The following is a 25,974-nucleotide window of genomic DNA, read 5'->3' on the forward strand; positions in this document are numbered from 1 at the left end:
CGTATACACTCAAAAAAAATAGAAAATTCCCGCAAAAATCGATTCAAAATCAGTCGTCGTCACCATCGGTTTCACACATCTTGTTTAAAAGGTAGACCAATGCGAGCCGTTCAGCCGGATTGAATCCATTAAATGTTTTTTCGGTAATTTCAAAAGCAAACGGCACCATGGTTCCCACCAAATCCATGCCTACAGTAGTCAATGAAACCAGCACTTTTCGGCGATCTACATCATCGTGACGAACAGCAATCAGCTTACGCGCCTTCAATCGATCAATAACGCCACGCACCGTTGCCTGGTCGATAGCCGTGCGTTTTACAATTTCGCTAAGCGAGCATGCGCCGGAATCTTTCACCGCACACAGCACCACAAACTGTGCTGCTGTTAACTGCGTATCCGGTATGGTTTGTTGAAAAAGCGCAATATGGCGCTGATAAGCACGTCGGAGCAAATGCCCCACCTGCTCGGAAAAATCATAACGCGCGACCAACGTGTCGGCAGACGATTGCGAATCATTCTTATCAGCCATTTTTCAACCTAAAAATCTATCGATTACAAAACCACTCACTAGTGTTAAGGTGGCCCTTCACGAACACGTGTTCCTACTATATATTACGCCACGTTAAAATACGGCCGCTCCCTTCCTATGTTTCAACTCACACTCATATTTATTCTGGCCAGCTTCGTGCTACTAACGGCCAGTCGGCTTTTATTGGCAGGCTGGCAATGGCGGCGTGTTCAAAAAGCCGGCGGATTACTGCCAATACTGATAGGCGGTTTGCGTATCGACGCCCACCAAATTGCCATTCTGGCCGGCATACCCCTGTTGGCTTCATTCTGGCTGGGCGACACGCCATTCGCGCTGCATATCGCCGAATGGTGGTTCCAATTGGCCTGGCTCTTGCTGGGGTTTCTTGAGTTGGCAACCCCACAGTTCATTACCGAGTACGACTCACGCCCTAACCGTTTATTTGTTGAATACCTAGAGCATCCCAAAGAAGTATTCGGCATGCTTTGGAAAGGCTACAAAACCGTTATTATTTGCGCGCTTGCCCTTCTGGGCGTGCTTGGTTGGGTGGGACACCTGCTTTTTGGCCATGCAACCCCCGACCTACCTCTGCCTGTGTGGCAGGCAGCACCACTCACCCTGGTGTCGGCGTGCATTATTTTTCTGGCTATTCGGGGGACGCTGCGCCACCGCCCCATTAACCCATCAACCGTCGCCTACTGCGGAGACGGTTTATTAAACACACTGCCTTTAAACTCTTTGTATAACGTGACTTATGCCATTTACAGCAAAAAGAATGAACGTTCGGCAGCGGATGTCTACGGTAACCTCGATTCCAGCGAAATATTAAATATCGTTCGAAAAAGTGCGCATATTGACGGTGAAACATTAACCCCCGCCATTCCCACCCTGCACAAACAAATCGCCGACCGCCCGGAACCAAGCCGACCGAAAAACATTGTCATTATTGTGGAGGAAAGCCTGGGGGCACAATATGTCGCCAATCTTGGCGGACAAAAACTCACTCCGAATATCGATCAGCTTGCCGGTACAGCCTGGAACTTCACACGGGCATATGCCACCGGTACACGATCCGTACGCGGGCTTGAGGCAATCTCGGCCGGCTTTCCCCCAACATTATCCGATGCAGCGCTGCGCTTACCGGGCGCACAAAGCCGCTTCTTTACGCTTGCACAGTTACTCAAAAATTACGGCTATCACTCACGTTTCGTTTATGGCGGGGAAGCGCATTTCGACAACATGAAAAGCTTCTTCCTGGGCAATGGCTTCGATTCGTTGCATGAGCGTGAAAGCTTCAATAACCCAGCTTTTATCGGCACTTGGGGCGCATCCGATGAAGATATGTTTAACAAAGTGCACAGTTTGCTCAACACGCCTTCAGATCAACCCAGCCTCACCTTGGCTTTCACAGTCACTAATCACTCGCCTTGGGAATACCCTGCGGGTCGAATCGACGTCCAGGGAGACCCCGCTACGGTTGAAAACACGGTGCGCTATTCCGATTGGGCGCTTGGTGCGTTTTTCGAAAAAGCAAAAGAAAGCACCTATTGGGATAACACCCTGTTTCTGATTGTGGCCGACCACGATGCCAGAGTGGGTGGCGAACAATTAATTCCATTGAAACACTTTCACATTCCTGCCTTGATACTGGGCGGCGATGTTCAACCGTGCAACGACGCACGCATTATCAGCCAAATCGACCTTGCCCCCACCCTGCTATCGTTGGCAGGCATTTCGTCTGAACACCCGATGATAGGACATGACCTGACGAAACCAACGGGCGGCGGACGCGCCATGATGCAATTTTCAGACAATTATGGCTACCTGAAAGGTGATCAGCTTCTGGTTCTGGAACCGCACAGACCCATTCGCCAGTTTACCTATCACGCGCCCGATACCTACACTGCTGAAACGGTTCAGCACACGCTGGCACAAGAGGCGCTGGCACATGTGCTTTGGCCTGACTGGGCCTATCGACATCAGGAATACACGCTTCCCCATTTGCAAGCCAGGGTCGCTTATGAATAGGCGCACGTTTTCGAAATGACAAGCCATGCAGAATGTGTCATAATCGCATTCTTTTCGGGGCGTAGCGCAGCCTGGTAGCGCATCTGGTTTGGGACCAGAGGGTCGCGAGTTCGAATCCCGCCGCCCCGACCATTATTCAGTAAAAAGGGCTCGTATGATTTTCATTCATACGAGCCCTTTTTGCGTTCTCTTTCATCCCCTTGCCTTGGCAAATATGTTGCATTGCACATTTTGTCTGACAAGCTTCATTCCAAGCTGTCAGACAGATTAGTTCAAGAACGGCAAAAAATTATTTATGCTTAAAAAGTTTCGCTCTGAAACCCGCATTTTAAAAGGGTTTCAACAGAAATGGGGGAAACTACCAAGAAGCATTGCGTCATAGTTTTGAATACTATTGAACTGAATCAAAACAATCAATTCGTTAACTACCGGAGAGAAGTATGCGTTTAAGCCGTTTTATTGCATCTGCACTCATTGCCCTGAGCTCCAGCGCTGCGTTCGCGGAAACCGATATCCGTTTCGCCCTCGATTGGCGATTTGAAGGTCCGGCCACACCATTTTTTGTGGCAATTGACAAAGGTTATTACGAAGCTGAAGGTCTGAACGTCACCATCGACCCCGGTGCCAGCTCGGTAGAACCGATCAACCGCGTTGCAACCGACACTTATCAAATGGGTTTTGCCGATATCAATTCACTTATCAAGTATCGCGACAACCCCAAAAATCCGCCCGTTAAAGCCGTCATGATGGTTTACGACGCACCGGCGTTCTCCATCGTTACGCTAAAAGACAAGGGCATTAACAAACCCAAAGACCTGGAAGGGAAAATACTCGGCGCCCCCGCCCCCGATGGGGCCTACGCACAATGGCCGATTTTTGTCGATGCCAACGGCATCGACGCCTCGAAGGTACAAATTGAAAATATCGGCTTCCCCGTGCGCGAACCCATGCTGGCACAAGGGCGTGTCGACGCCATCACGGGTTTCTGGTTTTCGTCTTTCATGAATCTGAAGGCTAACGGCGTAAAAGACGAAGATATCGTAGTCATGTTACTGGCCGACTACGGGGTCGACCTTTACGGAAATGCCATCATGGCCAATCCGGAGTTTGCCAAAAACAACCCCGAAGCGGTGAAAGGCTTTTTACGCGCAACCATTAAAGGTATTCAAGACACAATTAACGACCCTGAAGCCTCAATTGATTCACTCATGAAACGCAACGCCATCGCCAACCGCGACGTCGAACTTCAACGCCTGAAAATGGCGCTCGAACGCAACTTCATTACACCCGACGTTAAAGAGAATGGTTTGGGCGCTATTGATAAAGCCCGCATGGATAAAGCCATCGACCAAATCGGCCTAACCTTCGACTACACCAACAAACCCACTACTGAAGAAGTATTTACAGCCGAATACCTTCCTCCCAAAGAAGAGCGCATGGTCAAGTGAAGCGAAAACAACACTAAATAACAAGTATCAGGAAGGAGTTGTGCATGACCGAAGCACTGGTCGAACTTGAAAACATCTCAATGGCTTATGGCAAAGGCAGTGAAGCCGTCAAGGCCATTGAAGATGTTACTTTATCAATCAGGAAAGGGGAGTTCATTGCAGTTGTGGGGCCTTCAGGTTGTGGAAAAAGCTCATTAATGAAGCTTATTTCAGGCTTGCACCCCCCCTTAACCGGCAAACTCGCAGTCGAGGGGAAGCCCGTAGATGGCCCACTCAAATCGGTGGGAATGGCCTTTCAGGCAAGCAATTTGTTGCCCTGGCGCAATTGTGTCGACAACATTCTATTGCCGCTTGAAATTGTTCGTCCTTACCGCAATCAAATCTCATCGAAACGCGCCGAGTTCAAAGAAAAAGCAGTCAATTTGCTGAACTCAGTTGGGTTGACGGGTTTTACCGAGAAATTCCCGTGGGAACTTTCAGGGGGGATGCAGCAGCGGGCGTCCATCTGCCGGGCGCTTATCCACGAGCCTGATATCCTCATGCTCGATGAACCATTCGGCGCACTTGATGCGTTTACCCGAGAAGAACTGTGGTGCGCACTGCGCGACATTCAGCAAGACCGCAAAGTCACGGTCATGCTGGTAACCCACGATCTTCGTGAAGCAGTATTCCTGGCCGACACCGTTTATGTTATGTCGAACCGCCCGGGCAAAATTGTCAAGAAATGTGAAATAGCCCTCCCGCGTCCGCGCGACCTCGAGGTGACCTATACACAGGAATTTCAAGATATTGTCCACGAGTTACGATCCATGATCGGGGGGAAACACTAATGCAACGCGAAGATCTCTTCCGTAACACCGTGCCGCCCACCCTCTTCACGATCGCTTTGTTCGTGATCTGGGAAATTGTATGTAGAGGATGGAATATTCCACTCACTATTTTGCCGGCACCATCCGATATTTTTATTGCGTTATGGCAATATCGCGCCCCCATCATCGACAATTCCTGGGTAACACTATGGACAACCCTCGTGGGCTTCTTATTGGCAACAGGCGGCGGCTTGTTGCTGGGCATTGTCGTTGGTTGGAATAAAAACCTTTATACCGCAATCTATCCGGTTTTGGTCGGGTTCAATTCGGTACCGAAAGTGGCCGTCGTTCCTATCCTGATACTTTGGTTTGGTTTGGGTGAACTTCCCGCCATTATTACGGCTTTCCTCATTTCATTTTTCCCCATCGTGGTCAACGTTGCCACGGGCCTGGCAACCACCAGCCCGGAACTCGAAGACGTTCTGCGCGCACTGGGCGCTTCAAAAATGGACATCATGAAGAAAGTAAGCATCCCGGGCGCATTGCCCTACTTTTTCGGCTCACTCAAAGTGGCTATTACACTTGCATTTGTGGGGGCAGTGGTGTCGGAAACCGTTGGGGCAAACAAAGGCCTCGGTAAGCTCATGCTCGACGCACAGGCGGCTTTTCAGGTACAAATTGTTTTTGCCTGCTTGCTGGTACTCGCTTTCCTGGGCATTGTCCTGTATGCCGTTACCGCCATGGTTGAAAAGCGGTTCACGGGCTGGGCATTCCGTGGGCAAAACCGTTAAATTACCGGTAGAGCTTACCACTACATCACCTTGGCCCCGCAATAAGCGGGGCTTTTTTCTGGTCAACAAACGGAGCGAAGCGTTCGTACAAATTTCCTGTTGTTTTTATGATTCTACTGGTTGGCGCCATAACAGCCGGTTCGCAACTTCACCCGAAACGCCCGGTAATATAGTCTTCCGTTTCCTTGCGCTGGGGCTTCACGAAAATGCTGTCTGTGTCGCCAAACTCCATCAGTTCGCCCAAGTACATATAGGCAGTGTAATCGGAGCAGCGTGCTGCCTGCTGCATATTGTGCGTAACAATCACCACCGTGTAGTCGGCCTTCAACTCGCTAATAAGCTCTTCGATTTTGGCTGTGGAAATAGGGTCGAGCGCAGAGCAAGGTTCATCAAGCAATAAAATTTCAGGCTTAATCGCAACACCGCGAGCAATACACAAACGCTGTTGCTGCCCACCCGACAAACCATTCCCACTTTGATGCAATTTGTCTTTCACTTCCGGCCACAATGCCGCTTTAGTCAATGCCCACTCAACACGCTCTTCCATTTCACCTTTGCTCAGCTTTTCGAATAAACGAACACCGAAAGCAATATTGTCGAAGATACTCATGGGAAATGGCGTAGGCTTCTGGAAAACCATCCCGATTTTGGCGCGTATTAGCGAAATATCCATGGTCGACGTTAGGATATTTTCGCCATCCAGATTAATCTCGCCTTCAGCGCGCTGCCCCGGATATAGCTCAAACATGCGATTGAAAGTGCGCAATAACGTTGACTTTCCGCAACCCGATGGGCCAATAAAGGCTGTTACCTTGTTCTCCATAATGGAAAGGTTAACGTCGCGAATTGCCTGAAAATCACCGTAATAAAAGCTTAAATTCTTAACATCAAGCTTGATTCGATTAGCAGAAGCGTTCTGTGTTTGCATGAGTTATTTTTTCCGGAAAAGTACGCGCGCAAGAATGTTGATACCCAAGACCAAGAGCGTGATCAAAACCGCCCCGGCCCATGCAAGGTCATTCCAATCTTGAAATGGGCTGGCCGCATATTGAAAAATTACAACCGGCAAATTGGCCATCGGCGCGTTCATATTCAAAGACATAAATTGATTATTCAGCGCAGTGAACAGCAATGGTGCTGTTTCACCGGAAATACGCGCAATTGCCAACAGAATGCCCGTAATCATGCCCGAGCGGGCTGCGCGATAGCTGATCAAAGTAATAATTTTCCACTGCGGGCAACCTAAAGCCGCAGCGGCTTCACGCAGGCTGTTGGGCACCAGACTCAACATATTGTCAGTTGACCGCACAACAACCGGAATCACAAGAATGGCCAAAGCGCATGCACCTGCCCAACCCGAATAATGCCCAACTTGCGCAACATAAATGGCATAAATGAACAAGCCAATCACGATTGATGGCGCAGACAGCAACACGTCATTGAGAAAACGCGTGGCCGGTGCCAACCAACCGGTTTTACCGTATTCAGCCAGGTAAGTACCGGCCAAAATACCAATAGGTGTGCCAATAAGCGTACCGAAAAACGCCATTAGTACACTGCCGATAATGGCGTTCAACAACCCGCCGGCCGCACCAGGCGGGGGAGTAGGCTGTGTCAACAAAGTCAACGACAACGCGCCGCCGCCTTTCACGATTAAGGTGTAAATAATCCAGAACAGCCAAAACAAACCAAACGCAAGCGCGCTCAGCGCCAACGCCAACATCAGCTTATTTACAAGCCGCCGTCTTTTGAAGACCGGATTCTGCAACGTTACGGTTGAATCAGTATTGAACATAGCGAATTTTGTTTGCGTTATTGCGTGAATGGAGAGTTAGTGCGCCACACCGTCATTTCTGCCAAGACGCGACAACAACAATTTGGAAAACGCCAGCACGACGGTTGTGATCAGGAACAAAATCAACCCTAATTCAAGCAGAGCAGACTTTTGCATCCCCCCTGCCTCATTAAATTCGTTGGCCAATGCCGATGCAATTGAGTTCGACGGAGCAAACAATGATTCCGGCAAATTGAAAGAATTACCAATTACAAATGTCACCGCCATGGTTTCACCCAAAGCGCGCCCCAACCCCAGCATAATTCCACCCACAACCCCATGTTTGGTATAGGGCAAAATAACTTTCCACACCACTTCCCACGTAGTGCCACCCAATCCATATGCAGACTCTTTCAACAAAGGGGGAACCAATTCAAATACATCTCGCATTACCGCCGAGATGAAAGGAATAATCATGATCGAGAGAATCAAACCGGCGGTGAACACGCCAATACCAAACGGCGGCCCGGCAAACAACTGCCCCAGAACCGGAATAGGCTCGAAAAAGGCGATGAGCGCGGGTTGCACATACGACTGGAATATCGGCACGAAAACAAACAGGCCCCACATTCCGTAAATAATGGAAGGGATCGCAGCCAGCATTTCAATTGCCGTACCTAAAGGTCGTTTTAGCCAATTAGGCGCCAGTTCCGTTAAGAACATGGCGATGCCGAACGAAATCGGTACCGCAATAATGAGCGCGATCACCGAGGTTAACAATGTACCGACAATGGGAACCAGCGCGCCGTAGCTATCCTCAACAGGGTTCCAGTCATTCGTCCAGAGGAAGCTGAAACCGTATTCGGAAATAGACTGTCGGCTTCCATAAATAAGCGACACCATAATGGCCGCAAGCAAAATGAACACTAAAAACGCAAACGTTCGCGTCAGGTTCTTAAACAACAGGTCCATTAAGCCGGATGAAAGCGTTTTCATATTGAGTATGCCGGGTTGCGAGCCAGAATTTTTGCAGTGTACGCCGAATTTTACATAACAAGACGATGCGGCTTTGGGCCGCATCGTCTTCACCGGTCAGGCTGTTTGCAGCTTGACAGCAACAACCGCTAACCAGTTAGTGCCATTTACTTCCAAATCGCCGAGCCATCTTCAGCTTTGATCTCGGTTTTCCATGCTTGGGCAATTTGATCGGTTACTTGCTTGGGCAGAGGGACATAATCAAGCTCTTTAGCCATTCCCGCACCTTCAGCAAATGCCCAGTTGAAGAACTTCAAAACTTCCGCTGCGGTTTCAGGATTAGCCTGTACCTTGTGCATCAGAATGAAAGAGGCGGAAGTAACAGGCCAGGAATCCGCACCCGGTTCGTTAGTTAAAACAACCCCCATGCCGGGCGCACTTTTCCAATCGGCATTGGCTGCGGCGGCAGCAAACGCTTCTTGCGAAGGCTGTACATATTTGCCGTCACGGTTCTGCAAAGCAGTCCAAGACAAACCGTTTTGTTTCGCATAGGCATATTCGACGTATCCAATTGAGTTTTTCAACTGGCGAACATAAGCGGCAACGCCTTCGTTACCTTTACCACCCTGGCCGGTAGGCCATTTAACGGCTTTACCTTCACCAACCGTCTCTTTCCACTCTGGGGAAACTTTCGACAGGTAGTTTGTCCAGCCGAACGTGGTGCCGGAGCCGTCGGAGCGGTGAACCACGATAATCGACGCAGAAGGCAGTTTTACATCGGGGTTAATCGCTTTGATCGCCTCGTCATCCCACTTTGTGATTTTGCCCAGGAAAATATTCGCCAAAACTTGGGGGGTGAGCTTTAATTGACCTGGCTCAATACCTTCCACGTTGATCACTGGAACCGTACCACCAATAATAGCGGGGAACTGAAAAAGGTTGTGCTCTTTGAGCAGCTCTGCCTTCATCGGGTCGTCGGAAGCGCCGAAGTCAACTGTTTTGGCAATAATCTGTTGCTGACCACCACCGGAACCAATCGACTGGTAGTTCACACGATTGCCCGTCACTTCCTGATACTTGGCTGCCCACTTGGCATAGATTGGATAGGGAAAAGAAGCGCCGGCGCCTGTGATATCGGCTGCCTGAGCGGCCAAAGAGGCAGCGCCAATGGCGATACCAAAAGAAACTTGTTTTAGAACACGTTTAAACATCGAGTAGTCCTCTTGAACTGTTTAACAATTTACACAGGCACACCCTGCATAAACAACATGCTAAACAGCCAATATGACATGTTCGTGACAGACAGGCAGTTTTTTACTTATCGAGCAATTCCATGAGTTTTTCCTGCATATTGACCGCACGCCCCCGCCCCTTGACCTTTTGATATGCGCCATTCGGAAGCGCTCGCCATGCCAGTTGGTTATCACGCATGGCCCAACTGAACGATTCGCTAATAACGCGTTTTTTCAAAACCTTATCAAGCACCGGAAACCCAACCTCAACCCGGCGGAAAAAATTACGGTCCATCCAATCAGCGGAAGATAAATAAACATGCTCGGTTCCGTTATCGTAAAAATAAAACACCCGTGAATGTTCAAGAAAACGCCCCACAATAGACCGTAAACGGATATTTTCCGACAACCCCGGCACGCCGGCACGCAATGCGCATGCCCCCCGAACAACCAAATCCACCTTCACGCCGGCCTGGCTTGCCTGGTAAAGCGCATCAATCACCTGACGCTCCAGCAAGGAGTTCATTTTCGCCTTAATACTGGCTTTCCGACCCGCTTTGGCGTGCTCTGCTTCGCGTTGAATCAACGCAATGACAGTGTCATGCAACGTAAAGGGCGACTGTAAAAGCAACTGCAACGGACGACGCGACCCCAACCCGGTTAACAATGAAAATACTTTATCCATGTCTTCGCACATCCGCGGGTTTGCAGTCAGTAACCCGAAGTCGGTATACAACCGCGTCGTGCGCATATGGTAATTACCGGTACCCAAGTGTCCGTAGCGCCTTATGTGCCCTTTTTCCCGGCGTAGTACAAGCGCCATTTTGGCGTGCGTTTTGTGGCCTACCACCCCATAACTCACGTGCGCCCCAACCTCTTCCAAACGGGATGCCCAGTTAATATTGGTCTGCTCGTCAAAGCGCGCCATGAGCTCAACAACAACCGTCACTTCCTTCCCCGCCTTGGCGGCGGCCAGAAGAACCGCCATCAACTCGGAGTCCTCCCCCGTTCGGTAAATAGTTTGTTTGATAGCCACAACATCCGGATCGCGCGCCGCCGCCACCAAAAAATCCAGAACGGGCTGAAAAGACTGATAAGGGTGGTGCAGCAAGTAGTCTTTTTTCCCGATAATCTCGAAAATTGCCGAAGGGTGGTGGGAAATATCGGCAAAAGGCGAAGGTACCCTTGGACGATAATCAGGAAAAAACAACTCAGGGCGATCGACCAGGTTACATACCTGCATGAGACGGGAAAGATTAACCGGCCCATTCACTTTATAGGTATCGTGAGGCTCAAGCAAAAACTCTTGCTGCAGGAAAGCCACCAGCTTTTGCGGTATGACATGATCAACCTCAAGACGAACCGCAGCCCCAAAATTGCGCTGCGACAACTCCCCTTGAAGCGCAAGGCGCAAGTTGGTAATTTCTTCCTCATCGACGAAAAGATCGCTGTTACGCGTTACACGCCACTGGTAACAACCGCTCACCTCAAGCCCGGGGAATAACTCTCCCACGAACTCACTGATCAGAGTTGAAAGCAAAATGAAACCATGTGGTATACCCGCCACTTCCGGTGGCATTCTAATCACGCGGGGCAACGCGCGCGGCGCCTGCACAATAGCAATATGGCCTGGTCGACCAAACGCGTCTTCGCCCGACAACGCGACAATAAAATTCAAACTTTTGTTGAATACACGCGGGAAAGGGTGTGCCGGGTCGAGCCCGATTGGCGTGAGCAGCGGCATCACGTCGCGCATAAAAATCTCATGAGCCCACAGCCGCTGCTCTTCGGTCCAGCGCAACGGATCGGTCAGGCCTATCCCTTCTTTAGCCAGCTTGGGAAGAATTTGATTGGTTAAGAGACTATATTGCTTTTCAACCAACTGCCTCGTGGCGAGCTGAACGCGATCAAATGCCTCGCCCGGCGTGTAGCCGTCGGGCCCAACCATATGCGCGTTGCGGGCCAGCTGCTCTTTAAGGCTTGAAATCCGGATTTCAAAGAACTCATCGAGATTTGAACTGACAATACAAACATAACGCAGGCGTTCCAGCAACGGGGTCGAATCATACTCAGCCATCGCCAACACCCGCTCATTGAACTTAAGTAAGGACAATTCACGATTAAGCAGCGCAGGCTGCATCGGTGACGCAGGAACGATCGACGGCATACGGTTTCCGGATAAAAAAGACGATGATGTCACTTATACGACATCTATTTGACACGATTATGACAACCGCCTCGTAGACATTCAAGCGATTCACCGGTAATTTAGAACGCAACTATCGCAACACTATTTATAATTTACGCTTAAACAAACAAAACTCGGGTTTATGGATCACTTACTTGCGGCCGTCGATCTCGGTTCAAACAGCTTCCGGCTCTCTATAGGCCGCGTGGTGCAACAAGACAATATCGCACATATTTACGCCGTTGATCGACTAAAAGAGTCGGTGCGTCTGGCCGCCGGTTTGGGGCCCGACAATCGCCTTGACAATGCATCCATAGAACGCGCCCTTACCATTCTTCGACGCTACGGGGAACGACTGACAGGGTTTGACCCTGATCGTGTGCGCGCCGTCGCCACCAGCACCTTCCGGGTTGCCCGTAATGTCGATGAAATATTGCCGCGCGCCGAAGAAGCTTTGGGTTTTCCCATTGAAGTGATTTCAGGGCAAGAGGAAGCGCGGCTTATTTTCTCAGGCGTTGCAAACGAGCTGCCTCCTTCCGACAATAAACGCCTTGTTATCGACATTGGCGGGGGTTCAACCGAAGTCATTATCGGGAAAAGCTTTGAACCCATGCAATTGTCTTCATTGCTCATGGGCTGCGTAAGTTACACGCAAAAATATTTTCCTGACAGCGTCGTGTCGGGCGAACGGATGGACAAAGCCGTGCTGGCCGCACGGCGCGAATTCGAAGGCGTGGCCAAACGATTTCGGAAAATGGGCTGGCAAGAGGCCTATGGCTCTTCAGGCACTGCGAAAGGTTTGTTTGCCGTACTAACCGATTCACACATGTCAAGGCAAGGCATTACACTCGACGGCCTGGAAAAACTGCGCCGAAAACTGGTGGAAGATCGCCAGGTTATTGTAGAAGAACTGCCTGGCTTGAAAGAATCCCGAGCAGCTGTTCTGCCCGGCGGGCTGGCCATTATGCTGGCGGCATTTTACGAACTGGGAATTGAAACCATGATGCAGGGCGAAGGTGCCTTGCGGGTGGGAGTACTTTACGATCTTCTGGGACGCGAATCAAAACACGACAAACGAGACGAAACCGTTCGCCAGTTTATGCGTCGCTATCATATCGACCAAGGTCAGGCCACGCGAGTCAGAGCCTGTGCGCTCCATTTATTTAATACGATTCCGGTTAATAAAGAAGAAAAAGAAGATTTACAGAAATGGCTGGGCTGGGCGGCAGACCTGCACGAACTGGGAATGTCCATTACCGCAGAGGACTACCACAAACACGGTGCGTATATCCTCAAACATGCAGACATGCCGGGTTTTTCCACAGATGAGCAGGCTATTATTTCCTGGTTTACGTTAGGGCACTCAGGGAAACTTAGAAAACTGAAAACCTATCGCCCTACCTGGGGTCAATGGGTTGCCCTGCTTTGCATGAGGTTGTCTGCATTATTAATGCGGCCCCGAGAGAATCTAGGCCGGATACCGTTAAGCCTGATGGTTAAAGGCCGTGCATTGACCATTACGATAAATTCCGCCTGGCTTAAGGCGCATCCACTCACCGAATATTCTTTACAGAATGAAGTGAATGAATGGGAAAAAGCCGGATTTAAAATTATTTTAGCGGCTCAGTAAGCTCCGGCAAACTTAAACCCTGCAGCTCAAAGCTGCAGCACGCAACATACTAATCGAGCCCAAAATGTTTGCGATAGCGTTCATCAAGCCGGTTCATATCGAGCAAAACAGGAAAGTCAGCCGTGTTGAAATCGGGGTCCCAGGCCGGCTCGCCGCAAATCGTGGCACCCAGCTTCAGGTAACCTTTGATGAGCGGTGGAATACGCGCCGGCAGAGAACTGTTCAATCGCTCAACCGGATAACAATGGCGTGGCACAACCCTGGGCACCTCTGGGCGTTCATTTAACATTTTGCAGGCTGTACGCCACACTTCCGCTGCGGTAACGCCATCGTCGCGTAAACTCACGCTGGCACAACCCAACATATAGCGTAACCCCTGTTGTTTCATCAGAGTGGCAATACCCGACCACAACAACATGATGACCGATCCGTTCCGATAGTCGGCGTGGATGCAAGAGCGCCCCACCTCTGCCATATCGGAACGTAAAGACGCGAGCGTTGAAATATCAAACTCTGATTCAGAGTAGTAACCACCCGCCTTGGCAACATTGGTGGGCGGAAGAAACCGATACGTACCAACCACACGGCCTGTATTGATTTCTTTCACCATGACGTGTTCGCACCAAGGATCATAACGATCTGCATCGAGACCGTCGACCGCGTCGGGAAACACCGCGTTCATTTCTTCGGTAAATACCTTGTACCTAAGCCGCTGAATTGCCTCCAGCTCTTCATTGGTGCGGGCCAGACCCATAACCAAGCCCTCTACGGGTGATTTAGGCCACACGGCAGCGGTATCGACAGTTGCGTTCACACGCACAAGCTCTAGCATAGATATCACTCCACAAACACACCACGGATTATGTACGCCTAATATTTCAGGACTTTGATATTTACGTTACTGCTTTGTTAAATTCACTGCAACCAATTCTCGCACACATTGCTCGGCCAAGTCAGCCTCCTCAGCCTCAACCATTAAACGCAATTTTGGCTCGGTTCCGGAAGCCCTGATCAAAACCCGCCCCCGCTCACCCAACTTCTCCTCGACCCGCGCACGCGCCGCAAGCAAGCCGGCATGTTTTTCCCAGTCAATACCCGGCTCAAGCCCTACATTCACCATTTTTTGCGGGTACATATACAAGCCGGCCACCAATTCGGGCAAATCCAGGCCCGTTTTACGTATCGCCGTTAATACCTGCAGAGCGGCAATAATGCCATCTCCCGTGGTGTGACAGTCGAGGCTGAGCAAGTGACCGGAACTTTCCCCCCCGTAAAGCCAACCCTTTTGCTGCATCAGTTCAAGCACATAACGATCGCCGACGTTGGCGCGCGCGAAACCGACGCCCAATGCCTGCATCTGCTTTTCAAAACCCAGATTCGTCATGAGCGTACCCACAACGCCCGCAACCGGGCCGTTCGCCAGGCGCCCTTTCACCAAAACATAAAGCAACTCATCGCCGTTGTAGACGCGCCCGTCGGCATCAACCATTTGTAAACGATCGGCATCTCCGTCTAGTGCAATGCCCAGGTCGGCCCCTTCTTCACGCACAGTGCGAGCCAGATTTTCAGGATGTAATGCGCCCACACCTTCATTAATATTGAATCCATCGGGTTGACAACCGATTTCCACTACTTCGGCACCGAGTTCACGAAACACGTGCGGCGCGATATGATAGGCCGCCCCATGAGCTGCATCGACAACCAAACGCAAATCCGACAAATCGAGATGATTGGGAAACGTGCTTTTGCAAAATTCAATATAGCGCCCTGCAGCGTCTTCGACTCGTCGGGCTCGACCCAATGATTCCGAACTAACACACCCCAATTCACCGTCAATGGCCGCCTCGATCTCAGACTCAATCGCATCGGGCAACTTCATGCCATAAGCAGAAAAAAACTTGATGCCGTTGTCATGATAAGGATTATGCGACGCGCTAATAACGATACCGGCCGTCAGGCGCAAAGCACGTGTCAGATAAGCAACTGCGGGGGTTGGAACCGGCCCAGCCAACAGGACATCAACCCCGGCAGCCGATAACCCAGCTTCAAGTGCAGATTCAAGCATATACCCCGAGATGCGGGTATCTTTACCGATAATAACGGTTGGCCGTCCGCGACCATGCGTATGATGACGCGCCAACACCTGTCCGGCGGCAAAACCCAGCTTCAACGCGAAATAGGGATTAATCGTTGCCCCACCCACAACACCACGAACGCCGTCCGTACCAAAGTATTTTCGTTGACTCATTCTTCTATTCCATTTTCTACCGCCTGCCACACCTTAATGGCATCCAGCGTAAGCGCAACATCGTGTACCCGCACTATTTTCGCACCTCTGGCAATACCCGCCAAGGCACCGGCCACACTGCCCCCCAGACGATCGCGCGCCTCACGGCCGGTAACATGCCCAATCATCGATTTGCGGGATAATGCCACCACCAATGGATAATCGCCAAACTGCAATTCGGCAACCCTGCGTAACAACGTATAATTTTGTGCGGCTGTTTTACCAAACCCAAATCCAGGGTCAATCACCACTCTGGAGGCGCTCACGCCTGCGGTCAGCAATGCTTCTACCCGTTCTACCAGGAAAGCACGGACATCCGCCACAACGTCATCGTAACGGGGCGCGCTCTGCATTGTTCGCGGCTCGCCCTGCATGTGCATCACACACAAACCACAATTCGAATCGGTGACGGCCTCGATCGCACCTGGCTGCCGGAACCCATAAATATCGTTGATCATGTCTGCCCCAGCCTGCAAAGCGCGCCGCATAACAAACGGCTTGAACGTGTCGACGGAAATCGGCACATCATGCGGCCTTAGCGCTTCAATAACAGGCAATAGACGTTGAAGCTCTTGTTCCACATCGACCGGTTGCGCCCCGGGGCGGGTTGATTCGGCTCCGATATCAATAATATCGGCTCCTTCATCGATCAGGCGACGCGCATGGGCAATGGCCCGGTCTGTTTGGAAATGTAATGAACCATCCGAAAAAGAATCCGGCGTGATGTTCAGGATACCCATAACAAGCGGGCGCTTGAACGTCAGTTCAAAGCGCCCGCACAACAATGTTGAATTCATTCGTAAGACAAAAAATAAGGTCTAAGCAGGATTGGTTGCCGTATCGGAGCCACCTTCTTTATTATCGGAGGCCGATACCCCCTCGGAAGGCGTACTGCCCGAAGACGAGTCGTCGGAGGACTCATCCAAACCTTTGGGAGGCCGAGGTGGACGACCAGACATAATATCGTCGATTTGATCAGAGTCGATCGTTTCCCACTCCAGCAGTGCTTTGGTCATGGCTTCCATTTTGTCGCGGTTACCCTCGATAATGTCACGCGCTATCGTGTACTGCTGATCGATGATATTACGAATTTCCTGATCAACCTTTTGCATGGTGGACTCAGACACATGGGTTGTTTTCGTTACACTGCGCCCCAAAAAGACCTCGCCTTCGTTTTCGGCATACACCATGGGCCCAAGAGATTCAGTCATGCCGTAACGTGTTACGATATCGCGTGCGATGGCCGTTGCCCGTTCGAAGTCGTTCGACGCACCCGTCGTCATTTGATTCATGAACACTTCTTCAGCAATACGTCCCCCGAACAACACCGCAATGGTGTTCAGCAAACGCTCCTTGTCCATACTATAGCGATCACCTTCAGGCAACTGCATGGTAACGCCCAATGCACGGCCATGTGGAATGATAGTAACTTTATGGACCGGATCTGTTTTCGGCAACGAACGCGCCACCAGCGCGTGGCCGGACTCGTGGTAAGCCGTATTACGCCGTTCTTCCTCGGGCATGACAAGCCCACGGCGTTCAGCGCCCATAATAATCTTGTCTTTGGCTTTTTCGAAGTCTTGCATGTCAACGGTACGACCACTGCGCCGTGCCGCAAATAATGCAGCCTCATTCACCAGGTTAGCCAAATCCGCACCGGAAAAACCAGGTGTGCCGCGCGCCAGCACATGGGCGTCGACGTTAGTTGAAAGCGGCACTTTACGCATGTGCACTTTCAGAATTTGTTCACGGCCACGAATATCCGGCAGACCCACTACAACCTGGCGGTCGAAACGGCCGGGACGCAATAACGCCGGGTCGAGCACATCGGGACGATTAGTAGCAGCAATAACCAAAACGCCCTGCCCGGTCTCAAAGCCATCCATTTCAACCAGCAATTGGTTCAAGGTTTGTTCGCGCTCGTCGTTACCACCGCCCAAACCTGCACCGCGCTGACGACCCACGGCATCGATTTCATCGATAAAAATAATGCAAGGAGCCTGCTTCTTTGCGTTTTCGAACATGTCGCGAACGCGCGCCGCGCCCACGCCGACGAACATTTCAACGAAATCCGAACCGGAAATGCTGAAAAACGGTACTTTCGCTTCACCGGCAATAGCCTTGGCCAGCAAAGTTTTACCAGTACCCGGTGACCCGACAAGCAGAACGCCGCGTGGAATACGCCCGCCCAGACGCTGGAACTTGGTGGGGTCGCGCAGGAAATCAACCAGTTCCTTAACGTCTTCCTTGGCCTCATCGCAGCCCGCCACATCAGCAAACGTAATATTGTTGGTGTTTTCGTCCATCATTCGGGCACGTGATTTACCGAAACTGAACGCACCACCCTTGCCGCCACCCTGCATTTGGCGCATGAAGAAAATCCATACTGCGATTAACAGCAACATGGGGAACCAGGAGATAAACACACTGGTAAGGAAGGAGGGCTCTTCCCGGGCTTTGCCGGAAACCTGCACACCCGACTTGACCAGTTCCGGCACCATCCAGAGATCACCCGGGGAAGTTAATGTGTAAGGACGACCGGATTCAGGCGTCACGTGTAGCGTGTCCCCCTGGATATCCACCTTGGAAATACGCCCAGCCCGGGCGTCATCCATGAACTGGGTATATGTGACGGTTTCAGACGTGGTCACACGACCATCGAACTGCTTAAAAACCGTAAACAGCACCAGCGCAATCACCATCCAGATTGCGACTTTGGAAAACGAGTTGTTCAACGCCAACCTCCTGAAAATACCGGGCCAGACAAAACTGACAGAAATCTGACCAACCGCTGATAAGCCATTCTAACCTGTCCGACGGTTTTATGGGGAAACCCTGACACCCGTAGACTTAAGACGTTGCCCTACAAGAAAAGTTTCTGAAGACTTATCGCGCGACGCCTTGGGTTTGCGCTCTACCACACGTACAAAGTGTTGTTTGAACATCTGGACGATCTGAGAAAACCCACTGCCGTGAAACGCCTTCACAATCAGCGCACCATCGGGCTTCAGATGACTCATCGAAAACTCAAGCGCCAACTCACAAAGATGCTGGATACGTGCGGAATCTGCAGCCCCTACACCCGATAAGTTGGGGGCCATATCGGAAATCACAAGGTCAACCCTCGAACCACCCAACATTTCCTCAAGCTGACGCAGCACACTTTCCTCACGAAAGTCTCCCTGAATAAACTCCACCCCGGCAATCGGCTCCATGGGTAATAGATCTAGTGCGATAATACGCCCATCGACTCGCCCACCGGCTCCAAGCAATCGCTCGCGTACAACCTGCGACCAACTGCCCGGTGTTGCACCCAGGTCAACCACAATGTCACCCTTACGCAACAGTTTTTCGGTGTCCAGTATTTCGGTTAATTTGTATGCCGCGCGTGCGCGATAACCCTTTTGTTGCGCCATTTTCACAAAAGGGTCGTTAATATGCTGGTGAACCCAGTTTTTCGAGAATTTTTTCTTCGCCATTCCCTTACAATCTCTTTATGCCGAAATTAGAACTTACTTCGCAAGAACGCAGCGCACTTCGCGCCCGCGCCCACCCTTTGCGCCCCGTCGTTTTACTTGGCGACAAGGGCCTCACCGAGGCCGTCATCAAGGAAATCGATCGTAATCTTACCGCGCACCAACTTATTAAAGTGAAAGCCGCCGGTGAAGATCGCGACTCCCGTCAGGAAATGCTTGACACTTTATGCGAAACCTTATCGTGTGCACCCGTTCACCATTTGGGCAAAACATTAATTCTGTATCGCCCCAATGAGTCGGAATTGGCCGCTCAAGCTGCCGATTTACAGACCCGCGCCGTGCGCAGGGCATCGGAGCCTCACACGCCTAAAAAACTGGCAGCATCGGGCATCACACGCACCCGCAAAGGTGAAATCGCAAAGCGTGCAGCCCGTAAAACAGAGCGTCTTGAAGAAGCCGCTCCGCAAGCGCGAAGAGCCGCGTCAATGGACGGCCTGCAAAAACCCGGTATGCGTAAAGTTGCCGGCTCACATGGCATTCCCAGACGATCCGGCAGCGCGCTGTCTTTGAAGGCCGGCGCCCGGCGGCGCCTGGGCACCAGAAGCCGTTAAGCTTTGTGTTGCGGCCTGCTAAAAACAAAAGCCCGTCACGCTATGGGTGCGGGCCTGCAACAAAATTGCGCCATCAAGCGCTTGCCTGACGCATGAGTAACGCCGGGCTGACTAATCAGACATAGCTGATCGACAAGACTTCGTACTCACGCACACCCGAGGGCGCCTGAACCTCAACAACATCGCCTTCCGAACGACCAATTATTGCACGGGCGACCGGACTGGAAATAGAGATGCGATTTTCGCGGATATCCGCCTCAATATCACCCACAATCTGGTAACGGACTCGTTGCCCTGATTCCAGGTCCTCGATTTCCACAGTTGCGCCAAATACCGCCTTGCCCTCGGTATCAAGTGTCGAGGGGTCAATAACTTGCGCATTCGACAAGGTTCCTTCCAACTCTTTGATACGACCTTCCACAAACGCCTGCCTTTCACGCGCAGCATCGTACTCGGCGTTCTCCGACAGATCGCCTTGAGCACGCGCTTCGGCAATGGCATTAATGACCTCGGGCCGTTCCACGGTTTTCAATCGATGTAATTCTTGTTGTAAGCGCTCAACACCGCTTACTGTCAACGGAATCGCAGACATAATGCTTCCTGAATAAAGTAAAAAGACGCCCCGAGAGGAGCGCCGGATTGATCACAACAAAGTTGTGGAGACAAAGCAAATCCCCGGATCGAAGAACCGGGGATCTGGGGTTATTGTCGGCAAAGTTCAGATAAAAAGCAAGTCATTAGGTTAAACGAATTAAAACTAATGGTTATAGCGATTTTCCACGACTGCCAATTCGTAAGAGCGCATACAAAATAATCGCGCCAAATGTAGCCGTACCGATGCCGTCCAGGCGGAACGCACCCAACTGAAGCCCAAAATTACCCGCGCCCAGGACCAACGTAACCGATGCCACAATCAAATTGCGATTATTGGTGAAATCAACCTGATTAACCACCCAGATACGGGCACCTGCAATGGCAATGAGCCCAAAAACCACAATTGACATGCCGCCCAGGACCGGCCCTGGAATTAATTGAATCAACGCACCAAACTTGGGTGAAAAGCCAAGAAAAATAGCGATTAAAGCCGCAATAACAAAAACCAACGACGCGTAAATACGGGTCACGGTCATGACACCAATATTCTCGGCATAGGTTGTAACGCCTGTTCCCCCAACGGCGCCCGACACCATAGTGGCAACGCCGTCCCCAACGAATGCCCGGCCCAGATACTTATCAAGATTTTGGCCTGTCATGGCGCTGACAGCCTTGATATGCCCCAAATTTTCAGCAACAAGAATAATGGCAACCGGGGCAATGACGCTCATGGCGCCAACTTCGAAAACCGGGCTGGAGAAAGTGGGCAGACCGAACCACGCCGCGCTTGCTACACCGCTGAAATCCATTGGGGTACCGAAACCCATGCCGTTAGCCAAAACCCAATACAGAAAACAAGCCAAAAGCAAGCCAACCAGAATAAGCAGCCGTTGCGTAACCCCTCGCGTATAGACCGCTACGCCGCCCACGCATAAAACGGTTAACAACGCCATAAGTGCTTCGAAAGTGGTACCGCCCATCGCCCCTTTTACGGCAATAGGTGCCAGGTTCAAGCCAATGACGGCCACAATGGAGCCAGTAACAACCGGCGGCATCCAATTGTCGATCCAATTGGCGCCGTCACCGGAACGCGCGTTAATCCACCAAACGATCAGGCCAATAACCGTATACACGACCCCACAGGCAATAATAGCCCCCAGCGCCACGCCGATATTGGCATTGGGCCCGGCGCCGGCATAGCCGGTAACCGCAATGACGCCGCCAATAAATGCAAAGCTCGATCCTAAATAACTGGGAACACGTCCGCCTACAAAGAAAAAGAAAATGAGGGTACCGATACCCGACATGAGAATCGCGACATTGGGATCAAAACCCATTAAAAGCGGCGCAAGAATCGTGGAGCCAAACATAGCCACCACGTGCTGTGCGCCCATCGCAACGTTTTGAGGCCACGACATGTACTCATTGGGCTGAACCACCCCTCCCTGGGCATCCGGGCTGACTTTACGCCAAGCTGGGAAATAAGAATCTGACATTGAAATGCCTTTTTAAAGTGTTGTTGATATTGAAATTTTTTACAGCTGGGCGTGAGTTTAAGGGTGTGTACGCACAACCGCAACTATTCTGATGCCCGCGGCTTGCGCTTTCGCTTTTGCGCCGCCCGGTCATAAAGGAAATTCGGTACCAAACCAAGCAATCGCCCCACCCACGCCATTTGCCAGGGTATAACGCGATAACCGTCGCCCCGTTCAATCGCTTTGGCCGCACGCTCGGCAAACGCATCAACCGGCATTAAAAACGGCATATGGTAGGGATTGCGTGCCGTCATGGGCGTGTCAATAAACCCGGGAGCCAACGTGACGACCTTTATCCCGGTATTGGCAAGCTCTACTCGCAAACTTTCACAATAATTGCGCACGGCGGCCTTTGATGCACTGTAAGCACCTGCACCCGGCAAGCCCCGAACGCCGGCAACACTGCCCACCGCAACCAATCGGCCGTCTGATCTGGCTTTCATGCCGGCAATGAATGGCTCGAATGTCGCCACGGTGGCCATCACATTGGTCTGCATAATGCGCTGAAAGATATCGAAATCCTCCTCGGCCTCGGTCAGCGTTCCAACACTGATACCCGCCGATGCGATTACGACATCAACCGGCCCGGTTGCCTGAAAAGCATGCGCGGCCTCATGCAAGGCAACGCGATTGTTTACATCAAGCGCATAGGTTTGATGGTGTTCGCCCTCTACCGAGTCAATCACCTTTTGAAGCGCATCAGCTCGACGGGCAACCAAACCCAACTCACATCCTTGAGCGGCATAAAAACGGGCGAGCGCGGCGCCAATGCCGCTGCTCGCCCCGGTAATGAACACGCGCTTCACTAACCTGGCCCGCCTGTGGCGCTACGCGACCAAGGTTTGATGCAAATGTTGCAACGAGTAAACCTTCAGACCGTCACCCTGACGCAGATATTGCAAGCCCTCGACCGCGGCTCGCGCACCGGCAATGGTTGTAAAGAACGTGACCCTGGAAGCCAGCGCGACCGTACGAATATGACGAGAGTCTGCAATAGCGTTGCGACGCTCCTCCACCGTGTTGATGACCAAGGAAATTTCATTATTCTTGACCATGTCGACAATGTTCGGACGCCCTTCTGCAACCTTGTTAACCACTTGAACCGGAATGCCGGCTGCTTCGATCGCTGACGCAGTTCCTCGGGTTGCCAGAATGCTGAACCCGAGATCAGCCAAACCGCGGGCGACCTCAACCGCCTTGGGCTTGTCCTGCGCCTTCACGCTGATGAACGCCACGCCGGATTTCGGCAAAGTAACGCCGGCAGCCATTTGCGACTTCACAAACGCTTCGCCGAAGCTTTCGCCTACGCCCATGACCTCACCGGTGGACTTCATTTCAGGCCCGAGGATTGTGTCGACCCCAGGGAATTTAACAAACGGGAATACGGCTTCTTTAACCGAGAAGTACTGTGGCACCACTTCTTTAGTCACGCCCAGATCGGCCAATGAACGACCCGCCATCACGCGCGCTGATATTTTCGCCAGTTGAAGCCCCGTGACCTTGGAAACGTAAGGAACCGTTCGCGAGGCGCGCGGATTCACTTCAAGAACATAAACTTCGTTGTCTTGAAGGGCAAATTGAACGTTCATTAGCCCTTTCACATTCAAGGCACGGGCCATCAGCCCCGTTTGGCGCTTGATTTCTTCGATTTCCTGTTCCGACAAGGAATATGGCGGCAAACTGCACGCCGAGTCACCCGAGTGCACACCGGCTTGTTCAATATGCTCCATGACGCCGCCGATAAACACCCGCTCGCCGTCGGAAATACAGTCGACATCGACTTCGGTTGCATTATTCAGGAAATGATCAAGCAAAACGGGAGAATCGTTACTGACTTTCACCGCTTCACGCATATAGCGTTCCAAATCGGCAGGCTCGTGCACAATCTCCATGGCGCGGCCACCCAGAACATAGCTGGGGCGCACGACCAACGGGTAGCCAATTTCGGCTGCCAGGGCCATTGCCTCGCCTTCTGTACGGGCAGTTCTATTCGGAGGTTGCCGCAAACCAAGTTTGCTAAGCAATTTCTGGAAACGCTCCCGATCTTCCGCAATGTCGATTGATTCCGGGCTGGTCCCGATAATGGGTACGCCGTTTGCTTCAAGGGCACGCGCCAGTTTTAACGGGGTTTGCCCGCCATACTGCACAATCATGCCAACCGGCTTTTCCTTGTGCACGATTTCCAATACGTCTTCAAGCGTGAGTGGCTCGAAATACAGTCTGTCGGACGTATCGTAATCGGTGGAGACCGTTTCCGGATTGCAATTGACCATGATGGTTTCATAGCCATCATCACGTAATGCCAGAGCGGCATGAACGCAACAATAGTCGAATTCAATCCCCTGACCAATCCGGTTCGGACCACCGCCCAGTACAATAATTTTCTGTTTGTCGGTAGGCACCGACTCGCATTCCTCTTCATAAGTGGAATACATGTAAGCGGTTTTGGTTTCGAATTCCGCAGCGCAGGTGTCAACCCGCTTATATACCGGACGAACCCCCAGTTGATGGCGTACTTTACGCACTTCACCCTCAGAGGTATCAAGCAGAAAAGCCAGGCGACGGTCGGAAAACCCGCGACGTTTCAATTCGCGCATCGTGCCGTGATCAAGATCGGCCAGCGTGCGCTGCTCAAGCGCCAGTTCGATGTCCACAATTTCCTTGATTTGAGCCAGAAACCATGGATCGATCTTGGTGAGGTTATGGACTTCGTCGAGCGTAAAACCCTGTGCAAAAGCATCGCCCACATACCAGATACGCTCCGGCCCAGGCTCACCCAACTCAACCTGAATTTTTTCACGGTCGGTCGTTTTCTGATTCAAGCCGTCGACACCCACCTCAAGGCCTCGCAAGGCTTTCTGAAATGACTCTTGGAACGTGCGCCCCATTGCCATGACTTCGCCAACCGACTTCATTTGTGTGGTTAAGCGGGAATCGGCCTGAGGGAACTTCTCGAACGCAAAACGCGGTACTTTTGTTACCACGTAATCAATTGTGGGCTCGAATGAAGCAGGCGTTGCCCCACCCGTAATTTCATTTCGCAATTCATCGAGCGTATAACCCACTGCCAGACGCGCAGCCACTTTCGCAATAGGAAAGCCGGTCGCTTTCGAAGCCAAAGCCGATGAACGCGAAACCCGCGGATTCATTTCAATGACAATCATGCGGCCATTGTGCGGGTTCAGGGCAAACTGAACATTCGATCCACCGGTATCAACACCAATTTCACGCAATACCGCAATCGATGCATCACGCATGATCTGGTATTCCTTGTCGGTCAAGGTTTGCGCCGGCGCCACCGTAATGGAGTCGCCCGTATGCACGCCCATTGGGTCCAGGTTCTCGATTGAGCACACGATAATGCAGTTGTCGGCGCGGTCGCGCACCACTTCCATTTCGTACTCTTTCCAGCCCAGCAACGACTCTTCGATCAACAGCTCATTGGTAGGGGAGGCTTCCAGACCACGACGGCAAATGGTTTCGAACTCTTCAGTGTTATACGCAATACCGCCACCTGAGCCGCCCAACGTGAAACTGGGGCGAATCACCACTGGAAACCCTGCCCCCCCCGAGACTTCAGAGATTTGACGCTGGACATCCCATGCCTCGTCCATTGAATGCGCAAGCCCGGACTTGGCAGACTCAAGACCAATTTTGGTCATGGCATCTTTAAATTTCAGCCTGTCTTCCGCTTTATCGATTGCGGCCGCATTCGCACCGATCAACTCAACGCCATGCTTTTCCAACACACCGAAACGCTCGAGATCAAGCGCGCAATTAAGCGCCGTTTGTCCACCCATCGTAGGCAAAAGCGCATCGGGCTTCTCAACTTCAATAATCTTTTCAACCGCTTGCCATGTAATGGGTTCAACGTAAGTAACGTCGGCGGTTTCCGGATCCGTCATGATGGTCGCCGGATTACTATTGACCAAAATAGTGCGATAGCCCTCGGCTTTCAGCGATTTGCAGGCCTGGGCGCCGGAGTAGTCAAATTCGCAGGCTTGCCCAATAACAATTGGGCCCGCACCAATAATAAGAATGCTTTTAATATCTGTACGCTTTGGCAT

General features: G+C 51.5%; 21 protein-coding genes and 1 tRNA gene. 7 read left to right on the forward strand and 15 right to left on the reverse strand.

Annotated elements, in window-relative coordinates; translation table 11 throughout:
* Positions 1–49: 49 nt before the first annotated feature.
* Entirely contained in the window at positions 50–529 is a 480-nt protein-coding gene (locus G9Q38_RS13550) for a MarR family winged helix-turn-helix transcriptional regulator (RefSeq protein WP_166131937.1), read from the reverse strand.
* A 117-nt stretch (positions 530–646) separates the two neighbouring features.
* Here G9Q38_RS13550 and G9Q38_RS13555 point away from each other — a divergent pair, with 117 nt between their 5' ends.
* The 5 genes from G9Q38_RS13555 (at position 647) to G9Q38_RS13575 (ending at position 5,605) form a co-directional block, all read left to right on the forward strand.
* The gene (locus tag G9Q38_RS13555; RefSeq protein WP_166131939.1) at positions 647–2,557 is read left to right on the forward strand and encodes an LTA synthase family protein; all 1,911 of its coding nucleotides are present in this window, start codon (positions 647–649) and stop codon (positions 2,555–2,557) included.
* A 55-nt stretch (positions 2,558–2,612) separates the two neighbouring features.
* Positions 2,613–2,689: transfer RNA gene (locus tag G9Q38_RS13560), tRNA-Pro, on the forward strand.
* A 308-nt stretch (positions 2,690–2,997) separates the two neighbouring features.
* A complete protein-coding gene (locus G9Q38_RS13565; RefSeq protein ID WP_166131941.1) occupies positions 2,998–4,005 on the forward strand; it encodes an ABC transporter substrate-binding protein in 1,008 nt (335 codons plus the stop codon).
* A 44-nt stretch (positions 4,006–4,049) separates the two neighbouring features.
* Positions 4,050–4,835 carry an ABC transporter ATP-binding protein gene (locus G9Q38_RS13570; protein WP_166131943.1) on the forward strand — a complete coding sequence of 262 codons (786 nt, stop codon included), beginning with the start codon at positions 4,050–4,052 and terminating at the stop codon, positions 4,833–4,835.
* Complete coding sequence (locus G9Q38_RS13575; protein WP_166131945.1) at positions 4,835–5,605, forward strand: ABC transporter permease; 771 nt, start codon at positions 4,835–4,837, stop codon at positions 5,603–5,605. Before G9Q38_RS13570 ends, G9Q38_RS13575 begins: the two co-directional genes overlap by 1 nt.
* Before the next feature lie 148 nt (positions 5,606–5,753).
* On the opposite strand, the gene pstB is transcribed toward G9Q38_RS13575, so the two are convergent.
* From pstB to ppk1, 5 genes are all read right to left on the reverse strand, one after another.
* The gene (gene pstB / locus G9Q38_RS13580) at positions 5,754–6,533 is read right to left on the reverse strand and encodes a phosphate ABC transporter ATP-binding protein PstB (protein ID WP_166131947.1); all 780 of its coding nucleotides are present in this window, start codon (positions 6,531–6,533) and stop codon (positions 5,754–5,756) included.
* Positions 6,534–6,536: 3 nt separating this feature from the next.
* Positions 6,537–7,400, reverse strand: a complete 864-nt coding sequence (gene pstA / locus G9Q38_RS13585; RefSeq protein ID WP_114421076.1) for a phosphate ABC transporter permease PstA — start codon at positions 7,398–7,400, stop codon at positions 6,537–6,539.
* A 36-nt stretch (positions 7,401–7,436) separates the two neighbouring features.
* Positions 7,437–8,375 carry a phosphate ABC transporter permease subunit PstC gene (gene pstC / locus G9Q38_RS13590; RefSeq protein ID WP_166131949.1) on the reverse strand — a complete coding sequence of 313 codons (939 nt, stop codon included), beginning with the start codon at positions 8,373–8,375 and terminating at the stop codon, positions 7,437–7,439.
* Positions 8,376–8,521: 146 nt separating this feature from the next.
* A complete protein-coding gene (gene pstS, locus G9Q38_RS13595; protein ID WP_166131951.1) occupies positions 8,522–9,565 on the reverse strand; it encodes a phosphate ABC transporter substrate-binding protein PstS in 1,044 nt (347 codons plus the stop codon).
* Positions 9,566–9,668: 103 nt separating this feature from the next.
* Entirely contained in the window at positions 9,669–11,753 is a 2,085-nt protein-coding gene (gene ppk1, locus G9Q38_RS13600) for a polyphosphate kinase 1 (RefSeq protein WP_166131953.1), read from the reverse strand.
* Positions 11,754–11,916: 163 nt separating this feature from the next.
* Here ppk1 and G9Q38_RS13605 point away from each other — a divergent pair, with 163 nt between their 5' ends.
* On the forward strand, positions 11,917–13,404 hold the full coding sequence (locus G9Q38_RS13605) for a Ppx/GppA phosphatase family protein (protein WP_166131955.1): 1,488 nt from the start codon (positions 11,917–11,919) through the stop codon (positions 13,402–13,404).
* A gap of 49 nt (positions 13,405–13,453) precedes the next feature.
* Here G9Q38_RS13605 and G9Q38_RS13610 read toward each other — a convergent pair whose 3' ends face one another.
* The 5 genes from G9Q38_RS13610 to G9Q38_RS13630 all read right to left on the reverse strand — a co-directional run bounded on the left by G9Q38_RS13610 (position 13,454) and on the right by G9Q38_RS13630 (position 19,170).
* Complete coding sequence (locus G9Q38_RS13610) at positions 13,454–14,236, reverse strand: GNAT family N-acetyltransferase (RefSeq protein WP_114421081.1); 783 nt, start codon at positions 14,234–14,236, stop codon at positions 13,454–13,456.
* A 66-nt stretch (positions 14,237–14,302) separates the two neighbouring features.
* Positions 14,303–15,652 carry a phosphoglucosamine mutase gene (gene glmM, locus G9Q38_RS13615; protein ID WP_166131957.1) on the reverse strand — a complete coding sequence of 450 codons (1,350 nt, stop codon included), beginning with the start codon at positions 15,650–15,652 and terminating at the stop codon, positions 14,303–14,305.
* Positions 15,649–16,488: a dihydropteroate synthase gene (gene folP, locus G9Q38_RS13620; RefSeq protein WP_166131959.1), complete on the reverse strand. Its 840-nt coding sequence runs from the start codon at positions 16,486–16,488 to the stop codon at positions 15,649–15,651. Before folP ends, glmM begins: the two co-directional genes overlap by 4 nt.
* 21 nt (positions 16,489–16,509) lie before the next feature.
* Positions 16,510–18,426 carry an ATP-dependent zinc metalloprotease FtsH gene (gene ftsH / locus G9Q38_RS13625; protein ID WP_166131961.1) on the reverse strand — a complete coding sequence of 639 codons (1,917 nt, stop codon included), beginning with the start codon at positions 18,424–18,426 and terminating at the stop codon, positions 16,510–16,512.
* An 87-nt stretch (positions 18,427–18,513) separates the two neighbouring features.
* A complete protein-coding gene (locus G9Q38_RS13630; RefSeq protein ID WP_166131963.1) occupies positions 18,514–19,170 on the reverse strand; it encodes an RlmE family RNA methyltransferase in 657 nt (218 codons plus the stop codon).
* A 17-nt stretch (positions 19,171–19,187) separates the two neighbouring features.
* Between G9Q38_RS13630 and yhbY the strand changes: the two genes are divergently transcribed.
* Positions 19,188–19,778 carry a ribosome assembly RNA-binding protein YhbY gene (gene yhbY / locus G9Q38_RS13635; RefSeq protein ID WP_166131965.1) on the forward strand — a complete coding sequence of 197 codons (591 nt, stop codon included), beginning with the start codon at positions 19,188–19,190 and terminating at the stop codon, positions 19,776–19,778.
* Positions 19,779–19,893: 115 nt separating this feature from the next.
* Here yhbY and greA read toward each other — a convergent pair whose 3' ends face one another.
* The 4 genes from greA to carB form a co-directional block, all read right to left on the reverse strand.
* Entirely contained in the window at positions 19,894–20,370 is a 477-nt protein-coding gene (gene greA, locus G9Q38_RS13640; RefSeq protein WP_166131967.1) for a transcription elongation factor GreA, read from the reverse strand.
* A 172-nt stretch (positions 20,371–20,542) separates the two neighbouring features.
* Positions 20,543–21,868, reverse strand: a complete 1,326-nt coding sequence (locus G9Q38_RS13645; protein ID WP_166131996.1) for a solute carrier family 23 protein — start codon at positions 21,866–21,868, stop codon at positions 20,543–20,545.
* A gap of 83 nt (positions 21,869–21,951) precedes the next feature.
* On the reverse strand, positions 21,952–22,713 hold the full coding sequence (locus tag G9Q38_RS13650) for an SDR family oxidoreductase (RefSeq protein ID WP_166131998.1): 762 nt from the start codon (positions 22,711–22,713) through the stop codon (positions 21,952–21,954).
* Between the two features lie 21 nt (positions 22,714–22,734).
* Entirely contained in the window at positions 22,735–25,974 is a 3,240-nt protein-coding gene (gene carB, locus G9Q38_RS13655; RefSeq protein ID WP_166132000.1) for a carbamoyl-phosphate synthase large subunit, read from the reverse strand.

Source organism: Pusillimonas sp. DMV24BSW_D (assembly GCF_011388195.1).
In the GTDB taxonomy this organism is placed as follows: Bacteria; Pseudomonadota; Gammaproteobacteria; order Burkholderiales; family Burkholderiaceae_B; genus Neopusillimonas; species Neopusillimonas aestuarii.